Source organism: Streptomyces sp. Ag109_G2-15 (assembly GCF_900215565.1).
In the GTDB taxonomy this organism is placed as follows: Bacteria; Actinomycetota; Actinomycetes; order Streptomycetales; family Streptomycetaceae; genus Streptomyces; species Streptomyces diastatochromogenes.
Genome location: NZ_OCNI01000001.1, coordinates 1,403,614 through 1,418,931, shown reverse-complemented (window position 1 = coordinate 1,418,931; position 15,318 = coordinate 1,403,614). Strand labels below are relative to the sequence as shown.

Sequence of the window (15,318 nt, the reverse complement as noted above, 5' to 3'; positions counted from 1 at the left end):
TCCCCGTCGGTCTGGACGCTAGATGCGGGCGAACTTCTCCGTCTGCTGGGAGAATTCCTGGACCATGGCGGCGCTGACCGTGGGCTTGGTACTGCGGATCGTGTCCAGGTAGTCGTCGGTGGTGGGGGCGGTCCGGGTTCCGGTGTCGAAGGTGCGCTCGAACTGGGCCTGGGAGACGGTGCGCGCCGCGTGGGCGATGTCGGCGGGGGTGAACCCCTCGCTGGCGGACGCAAGAACCGTGCTGTCGGCCCGCGCGCCCGCTCGGGCCAGGTAGCTCTCCCACAGCGCGGTCCTGGCGGTGTGGTCGGGAGGGCCGATCGGCAGCACGTAGTCGAAGCGGCCGTGTCTCAGGAACGCGGAGTCGAGCGTGGTCACGTTGTTCGTGGCACAGACGAGCAGCCTTCCGTCCTGGCTTCGGAACCGGACGATCGCCTTGAGCAGTTCGTTGACGACGCCGACAGCGGTCGCGTCCGCACCGCCGCGTTCGCCGGCGATCTCCTCGACCTCGTCGATGAAGACGAGGACGTGGTCGAGTTGTGCGATCTCGTCGAAGCGCCGGTTCAGCCCGGTCGCCAGGCCGTACTCGGCGGCCAGACGTGCGGGGAACAGTTCGAGGAAGGGCCATCCCAGGCGGCTGGCGATCGCGTGCGCGAACGTGCTCTTGCCGGTCCCGGGCGGGCCGAACAGCATCACCGCCCGCGGCAGTTCCACTCCGTGCTGGGCGGCCAGTTCGGGATGGGCCAGCGGCAGGACCAGGCGCCGCTCGATGAGCTGCTTCTCCCGTTGCATGCCCGCGACCTTCTGCCACAGTCCCCCTGGCGGCAGCTCCGCTCCGAGCGAGGACAGCGTGCCGGCCGACTGCGGGGTCACCGGCCCGCGCTTTTCGAAGAAGACCAGCCCGGGGCGGGCGCCGAAGTCGCAGTTGCGCAGGGCGGTGGCGCCGGTCTCGCCCTCGGGCAGGACGGCGTGCACCGCTCGGACGCCGACGGCGAAGAGCCGTTGCTCAAGGGCGGTGATCAGGGCACTGCCCAGCCCGCGCTGCCGCCAGCCGGGCGCCATGCAGATGCGCAGGATCCATGCCCGTTCGCCCTCCACCCTGCTCACCGCCGCGCCGATCAGCGCGTCGTCGGCCGTGGCCACCACAGCCGGGTGGCGGTCCTGGAGGGCCGTCACGGCGTCCGAGAGCGGGAAGAGCGGCGGTTCCTCGGTCGTGCCGCTCTCCATGTCGACACGGATCAGCGCTTCGAGATCGTCCTGGGTGTAGTCCCTGACCCGCCAACCCGTCATGATCAGCTCCGCGTGTTCGGCCGTACTCCCATCATCAGCCGATGCCCGGAGGACGCGCGCGACAGGCGTCGGCCACGAGTCCGCCCTGGTGGCACGGACCGGCCGTAGTCGGGTCACGCCGCGGTGCCGGGCGCGTTGCCGGCCGGGCTGAGGGACTTGTCGGTGCGGCCGGTGCCGGCCAGTGGCGCTGCCGCGGCGGCCGCGGTTTCCCGGGCGAGGAAGGAGCCGAGCTCGCCTATCGTGCTCATGAGGGGGGCTGGGAAGACGACGGTGGTGTTCTGGTCGACACCGATCTCCACCAGGCTCTGGAGATTGCGCAGTTGAAGCGCCAGGGGGTGGGCCATCATGGTGTCCGAGGCGTCGCCGAGCGCGGCTGCTGCCAGCGACTCGCCCTCTGCGTTGATGATCTTCGCTCGCTTCTCCCGCTCGGCCTCGGCCTGGCGGGCCATGGCGCGCTTCATGGTGTCGGGCAGCTGGATGTCCTTCAGCTCGACCAGCGTGACCTGCACCCCCCAGTCGACGGTGGCGACGTCGAGGATCTGGCGGATGTCCAGGTTGATACGGTCCGTCTCCGACAGCGTCTCGTCGAGCGTGTGCCGGCCGACGACCTTCCGCAGGGTTGTCTGGGCGATCTGGTTGATCGCCGCGTTGACGTTCTCGACGGCGATGACCGACTTCACGGCGTCGACGACCCGGAAGTAGGCGACCGCCGACACGTCCACGCTCACGTTGTCCCGGGTGATGATGCCCTGGGACTGGATCGGCATGGTGACGACCCGCAGCGACACCCGGTGCAGGACGTCGACGAACGGGATGATGAACCGCAGCCCCGGGGAGCGTGTTCCGACGAGTCGGCCGAAGCGGAACAGCACTCCCTTCTCGTACTGCTTGACGACCCTCACGGAAAAGACGAGGGCCAGGACGGCCAGGAGGCCGATCACGACGATGAGAATGATCAGGGCCTGCATGTGCTGCTCCTCGGGACGAGGACCACGTGGGACATCGCCTCGTCACCCGTGGTGAGTGGTGCGGTCGCGGCGGCGGCGTGGTGGGAAGCGGCACGGGCCGCCAGGCAGGGCGCGACTGTACCGGTGCACGGCGATCCCTTCCGCGTGCTCGATGGTGAGCCGGTGGATCACGAATGCCGCCGCTGCGATGAGGACCAGGAAGGCGCCGGTCGTCAGGAAGGTGTTCATGGCGGCTGTCTCACATGCCGATGATCAGGCGACTGACGCGACCGGTCTGTGCCGGAACGGCCTCAGAGGAGGGGCCGCCCTCGTACTTCCCTGCCTCGTCCGGTTCGAGTGGCCGGTCGGCAGCGGAGACGGCGCGCCGGGTCTCGTCCGCGGCGATGAGAGCGCTTGCGGTCAGCGGCGGACCGTCGTAGTCGGACGCGGCCGCCATCAGGCGGGCCGCCGACTCCGCCCCGGTCTCGGGCGGGATGACCAGCAGATCCCAGCGGCCGGTGCCGTAGGAGAGCAGCAGCAGCTTGTGCGGGTCGATCTCCGGGGTGAACCAGCCGACCTTGACGACATGACCGCCCACGGGGATCTCGTGCGGGATGACCGGCCAGTACTTCGGGTTGACGGCGATGCGGGTGATGCGGCCCCACAAGGGGTCCAGTACATCGGTCAGTGCGGGCAGCTCGCTCAGCAGGTCCCGGGAGCGGGGCCACCAGGCACCGTCCAGGAGGCCGCGCGACGTGCCCTCGGTCTTCAGCGCGAGACGCGCGGCCGGGGCTGCGACGGGCTCGTGGTGTGGCAGGGGTTGGTGCAAGGTCGCCGACATGATGCGGACCCGTCTCCGGGCCGCCTTTGCGGCGACCCGGGTTTCATCTCTCACCGAGAACGACCCGGCGTGGAAGCCGGTGTGCGAAATGCCCTCGGTGTTCTCCACGGTACTCCGCACACGCCGGGGCGGTTCGTGTTCCGTTCAGCCCGTCGCTCCGCATCGGTCCGCCGGGCGTCGGCGAGGAGTATCCTGGTGATTACCGAGAGCATCTCGTACACCGGCTTCCACGCCGGGTCGTTCTCGGCGATTCAAAACAACCGGGCCGGCCGTGACCGGCCCGGGGTTGGGTCCGCATCATGACCGCGACCATTCTGTTGACGCCCACGGTCGAGGAGCGGACCCCTTCTTCGTTGCCGCCCCGACTCGTGCTGGCACCCGCCGACACCGCTCCGGCCCTGATCGACGGTGCCTGGTGGCCCCGCTCCCGCGACCTGAAGGCGCAGCTTCCGGCGCTCATCGAGGTGCTCGACCCGCTGTGGGGGCGGATCACCCGGGTAACGGTGAACCCCCTGTTCTGGCCGGTCATCCCGCGAAAGGTGCCCGTCCACGGGCACGTGGTGCACGTCGGCTGGTTCGAGGCCGAGCAAGACCCGCACGAGCTGCTGCTGCTCTCCTACACCGTCGGCCGCTGGGACCTGCTGGTGATCCCACCGGAGACAGCGCCGGCCACCGCGGCCCGGCTCATGGCCACGGCCACCGACCCGTCGCGGAGCCTCACGGCGACCGGCCTGATCCATGAGGCCGAACGCTTCCGGACCGCGGCAGAGGCAGCGGCCGACTCGGACTCGTACCGGGAGGCGGTCTGGGACTCCGAAGGCGGACATGACGCCCGCCACCCGGCCTCACGTACTCCTGCTGAAGCGGTCATCTGCCACGTGCCTACCCCGGCGGAAGGAGTGTGAGGGGCATGGACACCTTCGCGACGGTGAGCGTGCTCCTCGCTGTGATCGTCTTGGGCGTGATCGTGATTCAGTTGTTCACCGCGAGCCACGATGACCGCATGGCGACCTTGCCCTCCGGACGTCCCCGGCGGTGGCGGCTATGGCCGTGGCGCCGTACGGAGAAGTGAACCCGCCCGAGGAGCTCACTCCAGGAGGGCGAGGTGGTCGGCGGCGCCCCCGCGCCATTCGATCAGGAAGAGGGTCGCGTCGTCGCTGGTGCGGCCGCCCCGTTGCTGCTTCAGTGCGTGGGAGAGTGCGCGCACCACCGCGCGTACTCCCTTCTCTGTGTGTTCGATGCGGTTGACCCAGTGGATGAGTTGCTCCTCGCCGAACTGCTCTTCACCGGCTTCGTGTTCCTCGATCAGGCCGTCGGTGAAGCACAGCACCCGGTCGCCGCGTTGCAGCATCTGCTCGCTGATCTGGGGCTCTTCACCGCCGAAACCGACCGGCAGGGTGGTCGGGCCTGTCAGTTGCCGGACGACCTGGTGGTTGCGGATCAGCAGCGGTGCGGGGTGGCCCGCGTTGACCCACTGCAGGTGGCCCGTTGCGATGTTCAGACGCATCATCTGCGCGGTGACGAAGTGGTCGGGCCCGAACTGGTCGGCGATGGCCCGGTCCATGAACGCATAGATCTCGGAGAGGCCGATGTCGGCACGTCTGGCGTGCCGGTAGGCCCCGATGGCGACGGTCGCCATCGTGGCGGCGTCCAGGCCGTGGCCCATCGCATCGACGATGGCCAGGTGCAGGATGTCCTCGTTGAGGGCGTAGTCGAAGCTGTCGCCTGCGACGCTGTAGGCGGGCTCCAGGATTCCGGCCACCGCTGCCTGTGGGACGGACATCGCCAGCGGCGGGAGCAGGGACCACTGGATCTCCGCGGCCACGCTCATCGGTTCGCGGCGCCGGGCGAGGAAGAACTGGTCGGTGTAGCTGTGCTTGGTGACCAGCATGTCGGCGACCAGACCGGCGAGCCTGCGCAGTAGCCGCCGGTCGTCGTCATTGACGGTGTCCAGGGTGAGGCCCATCACTCCCACCTGGTCGCTGCCGTCCAGCAGCGGTAGGTACATCCGGACGGCGTCGGACTGCGGCACCTCGACAGTGGTCGCCTGCAGGAAGGCGGTGCCGGCGGGAGAGTCACCGATCGGCTCGGGCTCGCCGACCATCAGCCGCCGACCCGGCAGCGGTACCAGCACCAGCTGGCCGTAGTCCTGCAGCAGGATCGAGACGTCGCGGCCACCGACCCTGGCCACCTCTTCCGCGATCAGCGGGGCGATCAGCTGCGGCGGCATCTCGTGTGCCCGGTCCAGCAGCACCCCCAGCAGCCGCTCACCGAATCCTTCCGAACGGTCCGTCATGCCGGTGTCCGGCCGCCGCTCACCTTGTGCCATGGCCGCACCCTTGCACCGGTGTCCTCAAAAAAGTCTCGGTCACCGTGTCCCTGCTCACCTCGTGCAGCGGATCCAGCGCCCGCTCCGACACGCGCGTGGCCGTACGGCGGTCATGGCCGATCCGCTCGGCCCTCTCACGTGATCCGTGCACACGGGCTCCCGATACGACCGTGATCAACCTTTCCAGAGTGACGCGGCCGGCCAACCCGAAATGGTCATTACGTCAAATGTGGCATGTCGCACGTGATCAGGACAGATGGCTTTCAACCCCGTTGCGCACCAGATCCGCCACGGAGCGGCACCGCACTTCGGGGGGTCCGGTAGAGAGACTGGCGCGCGGCCAGGTCCCGGTCGCTGTTGTAGGCGCTTCCGGCGAGGCGGTCCCGGTCGGTGACGGCGGCATCGTGTGCGGCGGACAGTTCGGTCACGTCGGCAGCTCCGGAGGGTGGGCGGCGGGTGACGCTCTCGGTGTCGGACGCGGCACATCGCCGGCACGGGGCCTTCGAGATCAACTGCAAGGGCGGCATTCTGGTCTGTCGGCGTTGATCCGTGGCCGGGGGAGAAAACACCACACCCGGTCCCTCGGACGCGCCGTGTTCGGCGGACCGGGGGACCGGGTGCGGGCAGGCGGGATACTCAGGCCTTCTTGGTCTCCCAGAAGATCTTGTCGATCTGGGCGATGTAGTCCAGCGCCTTCTGGCCGGTGGCCGGGTCGGTGGACGCCTTGGCGGCCGAGAGGGCCTTCAGGGTGTCGTTCACCAGCTGGTGCAGCTCCGGGTACTTCTCGAAGTGCGGGGGCTTGAAGTAGTCGCTCCAGAGCACGGAGACGTGGTGCTTGGCCAGCTCCGCGCGCTGCTCCTTGATGACGGTGGCACGCGCCTGGAAGTGCGGGTCGTCGTTGGCGGCCATCTTGTCCTGGACGGCCTTCACGGACTCCGCCTCGATGCGGGCCTGGGCCGGGTCGTACACACCGCAGGGCAGGTCGCAGTGCGCGCTGACCTTGACCTTGGGGGCAAACAGGCGGGAAAGCATGGAGCATTCCTTCCTCGTGATCGTCTTCTCAGGTGCGACATTACTCCCTGAGGGACGGGTTTTCGTGAGTGCCCCCTAGGGCTTAGGACAAAAGTCCAGGGTCAGACTGGGACTGGTGGAGGAACGGACCGGGGAGGTGCCGGGGATGCCGGAGCTGTCGCAGGAGACCGAGCGGGGGAGGGCCGGGGCGCCCTTCGGGGTGGCCGAGGTGACGGGCCCGTCCATGGTTCCCACGCTGCGTCACGGAGACCGGCTGCTGCTGCAGTACGGGGCCGGGATCAGGCCGGGGGACGTCGTGGTCCTGCGCCATCCCTTCCAGCAGGACCTGCTGGTCGTCAAGCGTGCCGTGGAGCGGCGCGACGGCGGCTGGTGGGTGCTCGGGGACAATCCGTATGCGGGTGGGGACAGCACGGATTACGGGGTCGTACCCGAGGAGCTGATTCTGGGGAAGGCGTGGTTCCGGTACCGGCCGCGCAAGAGCGGTCAGCGTTCGCCGCTGGCGCTCGCCCGCTGGGTGTTCTCGGCCGCCAGGCCGCTGCTGCCCGACCGGTCGGCCTCCAGGCGCTTGCGGGCCCGGTAGGCGGCCACGTTGGCGCGGGTCGCGCAGCGGTCCGAGCAGTAGCGCCGGGAGCGGTTCGTGGACGTGTCGAGGTAGGCGTTGCGGCAGGGGGCGGCCTCGCACAGGCCGAGGCGGTCGACGCCGTACTCCGTGAGGTGGAAGGCCAGGCCCATCGCCGCGATCGCCGCGTAGCCCGCCGTGGCGTTGGACGGGTGGTCGGCCAGGTGCATGTGCCACAGGGGGCGGCCGTCCTCGTCCCGGTGGTCGTGCCCGGAGATCTGGGGGCTGACCGGGAACTCCAGGAGGAGTGAGTTCAGCAGGTCCACGGCCAGGGTCTCGTCGCCCTGGTCCGCCGCCTCGAACACCGCGCGCAGCCTGCCCCGTACCGAGCGGAAGCGCGTGACATCGGCGTCGGTGGCACGGCGGGCCGCCGACGAGTTCACGCCGAAGAGGTCGCGGATGGCCTCGACCGAGGTCAGCGAGTCCTTGCCCCGGACCGGTTCCTCGCTGTTGACGAGGCGTACGGCGTAATCCGAGTAATAGGCCAGTTCCACTTGTAGTCCTTACGGAGGCGCTCTATGGTCATGTCTGCGGTCGGGTAACAGCCGGTCGTGCTTCCAGGGTATTACGCATGCATGAGGGGACGGGGAATCCATGACCACCAGTACCGGAACCGACTGGGCCGCCTGGCAGGAGAGCTGGGACCGGCAGCAGGAGTGGTACATGCCGGACCGCGAGGAGCGGTTCCGGATCATGCTCGACATGGTCGAGGCGCTCGTCGGCAGCGCCCCGCGCGTGCTCGACCTCGCCTGCGGCACCGGGAGCATCACCGCCCGGCTGCTGGCGCGGTTCCCCGAGGCCACCAGCACCGGGGTCGACCTCGACCCGGCGCTGCTCGCCATCGCGCGGGGCACCTTCGAGGGCGACGACCGCGTCTCCTTCGTCACCGCCGACCTCAAGGACCCCGACTGGCCGACGGCACTGCCGTACGACTCCTACGACGCGGTCCTGACCGCCACGGCCCTGCACTGGCTGCACAGCGAACCCCTCGCGGCCCTCTACGGTCAGGTCGCGGGGCTGGTCCGCGACGGCGGCGTCTTCATGAACGCGGACCACATGATCGACGAGAGCACGCCCCGGATCAACGCGGCGGAGCGCGCCCAGCGGCACGCCCGCATGGATCAGGCCAAGCAGGGCGGCGCCCTGGACTGGGCCGAGTGGTGGCAGGTGGCCGCGCAGGACCCGGTCCTCGCCGAGCCCACCGCCCGCCGCTTCGAGATCTACGGCGAGCATGCCGACGGGGACATGCCGTCCGCGGAGTGGCACGCGCGTGTGCTGCGCGAGAAGGGCTTCGGCGAGGCACGGCCCGTGTGGTGCTCGCCGTCGGACACGCTGCTCCTCGCGGTCAAGTAGGCGCACTCCAGCAGGCGCACTCAAGGAGAAGGGCGGTACGGGGAGCCCGTACCGCCCTTTTCGCAGTGGTGTGTCAGAGCACCTTGGACAGGAACGACTGCGTCCGCTCGTGCTGAGGGTTCGTCAGTACGTCCCGGGGATGGCCGGATTCGACCACCACGCCGCCGTCCATGAACACCAGGCTGTCGCCCACCTCGCGGGCGAAGCCCATCTCGTGGGTGACGACGACCATCGTCATGCCCGACTCGGCGAGGTCGCGCATGACGTCCAGGACGTCACCGACCAGCTCCGGGTCGAGGGCCGAGGTCGGCTCGTCGAACAGCATCAGCTTCGGGTCCATGGCGAGGGCCCGGGCGATGGCGACGCGCTGCTGCTGGCCGCCGGAGAGCTGCGAGGGGTAGTTCCCGGCCTTGTCGGCCAGGCCCACGCGCTCCAGGAGCTGCATGGCGCGCTCCTTGGCCTGGGCCTTGCCGGTGCCCTTGACCTGGACCGGCGCCTCGATGACGTTCTCCACGGCCGTCATGTGCGGGAACAGGTTGAAGCGCTGGAAGACCATGCCGATGTCCCGGCGCTTGAGCGCGACCTCGCTGTCCTTCAGCTCGTACAGCTTGTCGCCCTTCTGGCGGTAGCCGACCAGCTCGCCGTCCACGTACAGACGGCCGGCGTTGATCTTCTCGAGGTGGTTGATGCACCGCAGGAAGGTCGACTTGCCGGAGCCGGAGGGGCCGATGAGGCAGAACACCTCGCCCGGCTTCACCTCCAGGTCGATGCCCTTGAGGACCTCGACGGGACCGAAGGACTTGTGCACGCCCTCGGCCTTGACCATCGGGACGGACGAGTGCCGCGGGGTCGAGTCCGTCTTGCTCAGCTTGTCGGTCATGCTGCCGCGACCTTCCTGCTCGAGAAGGTCGTCAGGTGCGCCCTGACCTTCTGCCACGGAGTGGGCGGCAGGCTGCGGCTGGAGCCGCGGGCGTAGTACCGCTCGATGTAGTACTGGCCGACGCTGAGGATGGACGTCATGATCAGGTACCAGGCCGCGGCGAGGAAGTACATCTCCACCGGGGCGCCGGAGTTCTGGCCGATGTCCTGGGCGTAGCGGAACAGCTCCGGATACTGGACGGCCGCCACGAGCGAGGTCGTCTTCAGCATGTTGATGACCTCGTTGCCCGTGGGCGGCACGATCACGCGCATCGCCTGCGGGATGACGATCCGGCGCAGCGTCCTGCCGTGGCTCATGCCCAGCGCGTGGGCGGCCTCGGTCTGGCCCTCGTCGACGGCGAGCAGGCCGGCGCGGCAGATCTCGGCCATGTACGCGGCCTCGTTCAGGCCGAGTCCGAGCAGCGCCGTCAGCAGCGGCGTCATGAAGTCCGACCAGTAGTTCTTGTAGATCGGACCGAGGTTGATGTACTCGAAGACCAGGCCCAGGTTGAACCACAGGAACAGCTGGACCAGGACCGGGGTGCCGCGGAAGAACCAGATGTAGAACCACGCGATCGACGAGGTCACCGGGTTCTTCGACAGGCGCATCACGGCGAGGCCGATGCCGCCGACGATGCCGATCAGCATCGACAGGACCGTCAGCAGGAGGGTCTTGCCGACGCCGGTCATGATCCGGTCGTCGAAGAAGTAGTCCGGAACCGCGTGCCAGTTGATCTTGCCCTGGCCGAACGCGTAGATGATCGCGACGAGGAGCGCGATCGCGATGACGGCGGTGACGTACCGCCCGTAGTGCCGGACCGGGATGGCCTTGATGGCCTCCGCGCCGGCCGGGGGCGTGTCCGCCGGGTCCGCCGTCTTCTCGATGTCAGTCACGGGTGTTGCCTCTCAGTGGCCGCTCGGGTGCCGCGGGTCACTTGCCGCCGTTGATCACGGACTCCTTGACGGCGCCGTCCTGGGCGCCCCACTTCTCGAGGATCTTCTCGTACTCGCCGCTCTTGATGACCGCGTTCAGCGCGGCCTGGAGCGCGTCCCGCAGCTGGGTGTCGCTCTTGGCGACGGCGATGCCGTACGGGGCCGCCTCGACCTGGTCGCCGACGATCTCGAAGTCCTTGCCGCCGCCCGAGGTCTTCACCGCGTACGCGGCGACCGGGAAGTCGGAGGAGGCCGCGTCCACGCCGCCCGAGCGCAGACGGGTCTGGGACTGCTGGTCGTCGTCGAAGGCCTCGATGGTGAGCTTCTTGCCGCTCGGACACTTCTTGGCCTCCTGCTTGGCCAGGTCCTCCGAGACGGTGCCGCGCTCGACGGCGATCTTCTTGCCGCACAGGTCCGCCCAGGACGTGATGCCCTTGGTGTCGCCCTTGCGCGTGTAGATCGAGACACCGGCGGTCAGGTAGTCGACGAAGTCGACGCCCTCGCCGACCTTCTTGCCGGTGTCCGGGTCGACACCCTCCTGACGGTTCTTGTTGTCCGTCATGGCCGACATCGCGATGTCGTAGCGGCCGGAGCGCAGACCGGTGAGCAGGGCGTCGAAGGTGCCGTTCTCGAACGTGAGCTTCACACCGAGCTGCTTGCCCATGGCCGCCGCGAGGTCGGGGTCGAGGCCGACGACGTTGCCGGAGGAGTCCTTGAACTCCACCGGGGCGTAGGCGATGTCCGAACCGACCTTGATCTCACCCTTGTCGCGGATCTCCTTGGGGAGCTTGTCGGCCAGCGGGGCGTTGCTGGTGGACGCGCTGCCGGAGCCGTTGTTCTTGTCCTTGGTCTGGTCACCGCAGCCGGTGAGCAGCAGGGCGCCTGCGACCGCGATCGCACCGACCGCAGCTAGCCGGGAGTGCGCGGCGGTCGTACGACGGGTGGAGCTTGCGGTCATCGTGGTTCCTCCGGCGGATGGGAAGAGGTGCCGATGGGTCGACGGAAACACACACCATCGGGTGTCGCGACCTCGTGGGTTTACGGCATCTTGCCATTCGGACTACGCCATTCAGGGGCGTGACTATGTCAAAATCGCATAACGGGTGACCCCCGAACCGTGTCAGGTCCCGTCAGTACGGGACTTCAGGGCCGCAGATCTGCGGAAATCCATCACTCCGGCCGGAAAATCTTCGGGCCATCTCACGATGTGGTCCATCGTTGCGCGGTGTCCGGCCAAGTCCGGGTTACCCCCGAGTCACATCCGTGTCGTGCTCGTGTCAGCCGCGTGTCATGCACGTGTGGCGTTCTGGTCCGGAGATGTGACCTTGCACCTAATGGACTCGTCGTGAGCGCCGTCCGTCCGGTAAGAAGGTTCTTTACACCCCTCATCCGGGGCTCAGGGCGCGTGTGCGGCGCGCCCGTCGCGTCTGTGCTCGTACGTATCAGCAATCGGGCCTTACGCGGTGCCCGCCCACCCCTCACCAGGAGTGGTCGACCCTCAAACCATGCATACCTAAGGGGTAAAACAAAGTGGCAGCGGAGATCGTCAATCCTCGCAGCGACAGCAGTACGGATCAGGAAGGGGCCGAGCCCCTCGATTCCTTCGATCCGGCGTTCGCGCTGCACCGCGGCGGCAAGATGGCCGTGCAGGCCACCGTGCCGGTCCGCGACAAGGACGACCTTTCCCTCGCGTACACGCCCGGCGTCGCGCGCGTGTGCACCGCGATCGCGGAGCAGCCTGACCTGGTCAACGACTACACCTGGAAGTCCTCCGTGGTGGCTGTCGTGACCGACGGCACGGCCGTGCTCGGACTCGGGGACATCGGTCCCCAGGCCTCCCTCCCCGTGATGGAGGGCAAGGCGATCCTGTTCAAGCAGTTCGGTGGCGTCGACGCGGTGCCGATCGCGCTCGACTGCACGGGCGTGGACGAGATCGTGGAGACCGTGGTCCGGCTCGCTCCCTCCTTCGGCGGAGTGAACCTGGAGGACATCTCGGCACCCCGGTGCTTCGAGATCGAGAAGCAGCTCCAGGAGCGGCTCGACATCCCGGTCTTCCACGACGACCAGCACGGCACGGCCGTCGTGACCCTCGCGGCGCTGCGGAACGCGGCGCGGCTGAGCAGGCGCGAGATCGGGCAGCTGCGGGCCGTCATCTCGGGTGCCGGCGCGGCCGGTGTCGCCATCGCCAAGATGCTGGTCGAGGCCGGCATCGGGGACGTGGCGGTGGCGGACCGCAAGGGCGTCGTGTCGGCGGACCGGGAGGACCTGACCTCGGTCAAGCGGGAGCTCGCGGGCTTCACCAACAAGGCCGGCATCACCGGCTCGCTGGAGGACGCCCTCGCGGGCGCCGACGTCTTCATCGGCGTCTCCGGCGGTACGGTCCCGGAGGAGGCCGTGGCCTCCATGGCGGAGGGCGCCTTCGTGTTCGCGATGGCCAACCCGAACCCGGAGGTGCACCCCGACGTGGCGCACAAGTACGCGGCGGTCGTCGCCACCGGGCGCTCGGACTTCCCGAACCAGATCAACAACGTGCTGGCCTTCCCCGGGATCTTCGCGGGCGCGCTGCAGGTGCGGGCGACTCGGATCACCGAGGGCATGAAGATCGCTGCCGCGGAGGCGCTGGCCGCTGTGGTCGGGGACGACCTTGCCGCCGACTATGTGATCCCGTCGCCGTTCGATGAGCGGGTTGCTCCCGCGGTGACCGCGGCGGTGGCTGCCGCTGCTCGTGCCGAGGGCGTTGCCCGTCGGTGACGTTGCACTGAATGGCCCCGTCCGTTTGGGCGGGGCCATTTTTTTGCCCACACGCCCGCCCGATCGGGTGTCTACAAGGGCGCCCTTGAGGCTTGTTCGTGTCGGGCTGCGCTGTACGGGTGCCGTCACGCAAGAGGGCATGTGTCACAGCGCCCCGCGGTTCCGTCCGCTGCACGGCGCACCTATCGTCGAGCCATGTTCGCTGCCTACGCCGCCCGAATCGACCGCGACCAGCCGCTCTCCGGCCTTGAGTTGGGGGAGCGCCCGGCCCCCGAGGCCCGGTCCGGCTGGAGCACGATCACTGTGCGGGCCGCCTCCCTCAACCACCACGACCTCTGGTCCCTGCGGGGCGTCGGACTTCCGGAGGAGCGGCTGCCGATGATCCTCGGCTGCGACGCCGCCGGGATCGACGAGGACGGCAACGAGGTCGTCCTGCACTCCGTCATCGGCCAGACCGGCCACGGCGTCGGCCCCAAGGAGCCGCGCTCCATCCTCACCGAGCGCTACCAGGGCACCTTCGCCGAGCAGGTCGCCGTGCCGACCTGGAACGTCCTGCCCAAGCCCAAGGAGCTGTCCTTCGCGGAGGCCGCCTGTCTGCCGACGGCCTGGCTGACGGCGTACCGGATGCTGTTCACCAACGCCGGGGTACGACCCGGTGACTCGGTCCTCGTGCAGGGCGCGGGCGGCGGTGTCGCCACGGCCGCGATCGTGCTGGGCAAGGCGGCCGGCCTGCGGGTCTTCGCCACCAGCCGGGACGAGGCGAAGCGGAAGCGGGCCCTGGAGCTGGGGGCGGTCGAGGCGGTGGAGCCGGGGGCCCGGCTGCCGCAGCGGGTGGACGCCGTCATCGAGACCGTCGGCGCCGCCACCTGGTCCCACTCCGTGAAGTCCCTGCGGCCAGGCGGCACGATCGTCATCTCCGGTGCCACCAGCGGCGACCGCCCCTCGCACGCCGAGCTGACCCGGATCTTCTTCCTGGAGCTGAAGGTCGTCGGCTCCACCATGGGCACCAAGGAGGAGCTGGAGGACCTGCTCTCCTTCTGCGCCGCCACCGGCGTACGGCCCGTCATCGACGAGGTGCTGCCCCTGGACCGGGCCCGCGAGGGCTTCGAACGACTGGAATCCGGCGATCAGTTCGGAAAGATCGTCCTGACGAACGGCTGAGGCTTCTCCGTCCGGCAGCGTGTCCCGGGTGTCCGGGGCACGCTGCCGGGGCGGCCGGTCCTCGGTGGGTCAGACCTTCGGGCCGCGCAGCAGCGCCCCGATGCGGGCCGCCGCCGTCGACAGGTGGTGGCGGGCGTCGCGGAGCTGGTCGGCCGTGACGCCGTGGTCGCGGGCCGCGTCGCGGATGTCGTCGCGGAAGCGGTCGAGGAGGCGGTCCAGGTCGCGGGCCGGGTCGCCGGTGCCGTCCTCGTGGGCCCAGGACGGCTCGTACTCGGCCGGGAAGTCCTCCGGGGCGGCGGAGATGTCCGGTCCCGGCGCGGGGGCCGACTTGCGGGCGCCCTGGCCCGGCTCCCCGGCGGTGCGGCCGAAGCCCCAGTCCTTGCCGAACTCCTTCCCGTAGTCCTTCCCGAACTCGCCGAACTCCTTGGCCAGTTCGGTCAGGCCCTCCCGGACGCCGGTCGGCCAGTCGCCGCGCGTGAAGTGGTCCTGCACGCGATCCTGGACGTGGCGGGCGATGCGCTGCATCTCCTCCTGGGCCTGGGCCCGCGCCCGCGCCTGGGCCTCCTGGGCCTGGTGGCGGGCCCGCTGGGCCTCCTCGCGGGCCCGGCGGCTCTCGTCCTTGGCGCGGCGGGCCTGTTCCTTCCACTCCTGCTTGACCCGGCGCATCTCCTCCTTGGCGGCCCGCCAGGCCTCCTTGTCGGTGAGGTCGCCGTACTCCGCGAAGGGGCCCGCCTCGCCGCCGCCCGCCTTGGTGCCCCGGCGAGCTTCGGAGGCGGCCGCGCGCATCTCGCGCCGCAGGTCGCCCGCCGCGCCGCGCACGTCCGCCCTTATCTCGGCGGCGAGTTCCGCGACGGACTCGCGGATCTCCAGCTCCAGGTCGGCCAGTTCGCCGCTGCGGTCGGCCAGCTCGGCGCGGCCGGCGTCCGTGATGGCGTACACCTTGCGGCCGCCCTCGGTGGTGTGCGTGACCAGGCCCTCGGCCTCCAGCTTGGCCAGGCGCGGGTAGACCGTGCCCGCCGAGGGCGCGTACAGGCCCTGGAAGCGCTCTTCGAGGAGCCTGATCACCTCGTAGCCGTGGCGCGGGGCCTCGTCGAGCAGCTTGAGCAGGTAGAGGCGGAGGCGGCCGTGGGCGAAGACGGGGGGCATG

Annotated in this window: 17 protein-coding genes; 6 read left to right on the top strand and 11 right to left on the bottom strand. The window is 69.4% G+C overall.

All coding sequences use genetic code 11. The features are described from left to right. Positions 1 to 18 precede the first annotated feature (18 nt). From CRP49_RS06005 to CRP49_RS05990, 4 genes are all read right to left on the bottom strand, one after another. Positions 19 to 1,287, bottom strand: a complete 1,269-nt coding sequence (locus tag CRP49_RS06005; RefSeq protein WP_097252470.1) for an ATP-binding protein — start codon at positions 1,285 to 1,287, stop codon at positions 19 to 21. A gap of 113 nt (positions 1,288 to 1,400) precedes the next feature. Further along, positions 1,401 to 2,255, bottom strand: coding sequence for a slipin family protein (locus CRP49_RS06000; protein ID WP_094216168.1), 855 nt, complete (start codon positions 2,253 to 2,255; stop codon positions 1,401 to 1,403). A 42-nt stretch (positions 2,256 to 2,297) separates the two neighbouring features. Beyond that, positions 2,298 to 2,483, bottom strand: a complete 186-nt coding sequence (locus CRP49_RS05995; protein WP_097252469.1) for a hypothetical protein — start codon at positions 2,481 to 2,483, stop codon at positions 2,298 to 2,300. Between the two features lie 10 nt (positions 2,484 to 2,493). Continuing rightward, on the bottom strand, positions 2,494 to 3,183 hold the full coding sequence (locus CRP49_RS05990; RefSeq protein ID WP_097252468.1) for a DUF5994 family protein: 690 nt from the start codon (positions 3,181 to 3,183) through the stop codon (positions 2,494 to 2,496). A gap of 191 nt (positions 3,184 to 3,374) precedes the next feature. Between CRP49_RS05990 and CRP49_RS05985 the strand changes: the two genes are divergently transcribed. Both CRP49_RS05985 and CRP49_RS46740 read left to right on the top strand, forming a co-directional pair. After that, positions 3,375 to 3,980 carry a DUF5994 family protein gene (locus CRP49_RS05985; RefSeq protein WP_097252467.1) on the top strand — a complete coding sequence of 202 codons (606 nt, stop codon included), beginning with the start codon at positions 3,375 to 3,377 and terminating at the stop codon, positions 3,978 to 3,980. A 5-nt stretch (positions 3,981 to 3,985) separates the two neighbouring features. Beyond that, complete coding sequence (locus CRP49_RS46740) at positions 3,986 to 4,147, top strand: hypothetical protein (protein WP_179851517.1); 162 nt, start codon at positions 3,986 to 3,988, stop codon at positions 4,145 to 4,147. 15 nt (positions 4,148 to 4,162) lie between these two features. Here CRP49_RS46740 and CRP49_RS05980 read toward each other — a convergent pair whose 3' ends face one another. Both CRP49_RS05980 and sodN read right to left on the bottom strand, forming a co-directional pair. Beyond that, complete coding sequence (locus tag CRP49_RS05980) at positions 4,163 to 5,404, bottom strand: PP2C family protein-serine/threonine phosphatase (RefSeq protein ID WP_097252466.1); 1,242 nt, start codon at positions 5,402 to 5,404, stop codon at positions 4,163 to 4,165. 636 nt (positions 5,405 to 6,040) lie between these two features. After that, the gene (sodN, locus tag CRP49_RS05970; protein WP_019075224.1) at positions 6,041 to 6,436 is read right to left on the bottom strand and encodes a superoxide dismutase, Ni; all 396 of its coding nucleotides are present in this window, start codon (positions 6,434 to 6,436) and stop codon (positions 6,041 to 6,043) included. 145 nt (positions 6,437 to 6,581) lie between these two features. Here sodN and sodX point away from each other — a divergent pair, with 145 nt between their 5' ends. Continuing rightward, positions 6,582 to 7,016, top strand: a complete 435-nt coding sequence (gene sodX, locus CRP49_RS05965; protein WP_097257217.1) for a nickel-type superoxide dismutase maturation protease — start codon at positions 6,582 to 6,584, stop codon at positions 7,014 to 7,016. Here the strand turns inward: sodX and CRP49_RS05960 are convergent. Further along, positions 6,920 to 7,549: an ABATE domain-containing protein gene (locus CRP49_RS05960; protein WP_097252465.1), complete on the bottom strand. Its 630-nt coding sequence runs from the start codon at positions 7,547 to 7,549 to the stop codon at positions 6,920 to 6,922. The two genes, sodX and CRP49_RS05960, sit on opposite strands and share 97 nt — an antisense overlap. Positions 7,550 to 7,649: 100 nt before the next feature. On the opposite strand from CRP49_RS05960, the gene CRP49_RS05955 reads away from it, so the two are divergent. Next, complete coding sequence (locus CRP49_RS05955) at positions 7,650 to 8,408, top strand: trans-aconitate 2-methyltransferase (RefSeq protein ID WP_097252464.1); 759 nt, start codon at positions 7,650 to 7,652, stop codon at positions 8,406 to 8,408. A 73-nt stretch (positions 8,409 to 8,481) separates the two neighbouring features. Here the strand turns inward: CRP49_RS05955 and CRP49_RS05950 are convergent, their stop codons facing one another. The 3 genes from CRP49_RS05950 to CRP49_RS05940 are packed head-to-tail and all read right to left on the bottom strand — an operon-like array spanning position 8,482 to position 11,217. Continuing rightward, positions 8,482 to 9,234, bottom strand: coding sequence for an amino acid ABC transporter ATP-binding protein (locus CRP49_RS05950; RefSeq protein WP_097257216.1), 753 nt, complete (start codon positions 9,232 to 9,234; stop codon positions 8,482 to 8,484). 50 nt (positions 9,235 to 9,284) lie between these two features. Then, positions 9,285 to 10,220, bottom strand: a complete 936-nt coding sequence (locus tag CRP49_RS05945) for an amino acid ABC transporter permease (RefSeq protein ID WP_097252463.1) — start codon at positions 10,218 to 10,220, stop codon at positions 9,285 to 9,287. Positions 10,221 to 10,257: 37 nt separating this feature from the next. Then, positions 10,258 to 11,217, bottom strand: a complete 960-nt coding sequence (locus CRP49_RS05940) for an ABC transporter substrate-binding protein (RefSeq protein WP_097252462.1) — start codon at positions 11,215 to 11,217, stop codon at positions 10,258 to 10,260. A gap of 572 nt (positions 11,218 to 11,789) precedes the next feature. Between CRP49_RS05940 and CRP49_RS05935 the strand changes: the two genes are divergently transcribed. Together CRP49_RS05935 and CRP49_RS05930 are read left to right on the top strand one after the other, a co-directional pair. Then, the gene (locus tag CRP49_RS05935; protein ID WP_097252461.1) at positions 11,790 to 13,010 is read left to right on the top strand and encodes an NADP-dependent malic enzyme; all 1,221 of its coding nucleotides are present in this window, start codon (positions 11,790 to 11,792) and stop codon (positions 13,008 to 13,010) included. Between the two features lie 195 nt (positions 13,011 to 13,205). Further along, the gene (locus tag CRP49_RS05930; RefSeq protein ID WP_097252460.1) at positions 13,206 to 14,171 is read left to right on the top strand and encodes a zinc-binding dehydrogenase; all 966 of its coding nucleotides are present in this window, start codon (positions 13,206 to 13,208) and stop codon (positions 14,169 to 14,171) included. A 69-nt stretch (positions 14,172 to 14,240) separates the two neighbouring features. Here the strand turns inward: CRP49_RS05930 and CRP49_RS05925 are convergent, their stop codons facing one another. Then, positions 14,241 to 15,317, bottom strand: a complete 1,077-nt coding sequence (locus CRP49_RS05925) for a PadR family transcriptional regulator (protein ID WP_097252459.1) — start codon at positions 15,315 to 15,317, stop codon at positions 14,241 to 14,243. Between the last annotated feature and the right edge of the window lies 1 nt (position 15,318).

Bases quoted from the DNA above. Each gene is read 5' to 3' on its own strand.
- CRP49_RS06005 (WP_097252470.1), bottom strand. From the start codon at position 1,287: ATGACGGGTTGGCGGGTCAGGGACTACACCCAGGACGATCTCGAAGCG.
- CRP49_RS06000 (WP_094216168.1), bottom strand. From the start codon at position 2,255: ATGCAGGCCCTGATCATTCTCATCGTCGTGATCGGCCTCCTGGCCGTC.
- CRP49_RS05995 (WP_097252469.1), bottom strand. From the start codon at position 2,483: ATGAACACCTTCCTGACGACCGGCGCCTTCCTGGTCCTCATCGCAGCG.
- CRP49_RS05985 (WP_097252467.1), top strand. From the start codon at position 3,375: ATGACCGCGACCATTCTGTTGACGCCCACGGTCGAGGAGCGGACCCCT.
- CRP49_RS46740 (WP_179851517.1), top strand. From the start codon at position 3,986: ATGGACACCTTCGCGACGGTGAGCGTGCTCCTCGCTGTGATCGTCTTG.
- CRP49_RS05980 (WP_097252466.1), bottom strand. From the start codon at position 5,404: ATGGCACAAGGTGAGCGGCGGCCGGACACCGGCATGACGGACCGTTCG.
- sodN (WP_019075224.1), bottom strand. From the start codon at position 6,436: ATGCTTTCCCGCCTGTTTGCCCCCAAGGTCAAGGTCAGCGCGCACTGC.
- sodX (WP_097257217.1), top strand. From the start codon at position 6,582: ATGCCGGAGCTGTCGCAGGAGACCGAGCGGGGGAGGGCCGGGGCGCCC.
- CRP49_RS05955 (WP_097252464.1), top strand. From the start codon at position 7,650: ATGACCACCAGTACCGGAACCGACTGGGCCGCCTGGCAGGAGAGCTGG.
- CRP49_RS05950 (WP_097257216.1), bottom strand. From the start codon at position 9,234: ATGGTCAAGGCCGAGGGCGTGCACAAGTCCTTCGGTCCCGTCGAGGTC.
- CRP49_RS05940 (WP_097252462.1), bottom strand. From the start codon at position 11,217: ATGACCGCAAGCTCCACCCGTCGTACGACCGCCGCGCACTCCCGGCTA.
- CRP49_RS05930 (WP_097252460.1), top strand. From the start codon at position 13,206: ATGTTCGCTGCCTACGCCGCCCGAATCGACCGCGACCAGCCGCTCTCC.
- CRP49_RS05925 (WP_097252459.1), bottom strand. From the start codon at position 15,317: ATGCCCCCCGTCTTCGCCCACGGCCGCCTCCGCCTCTACCTGCTCAAG.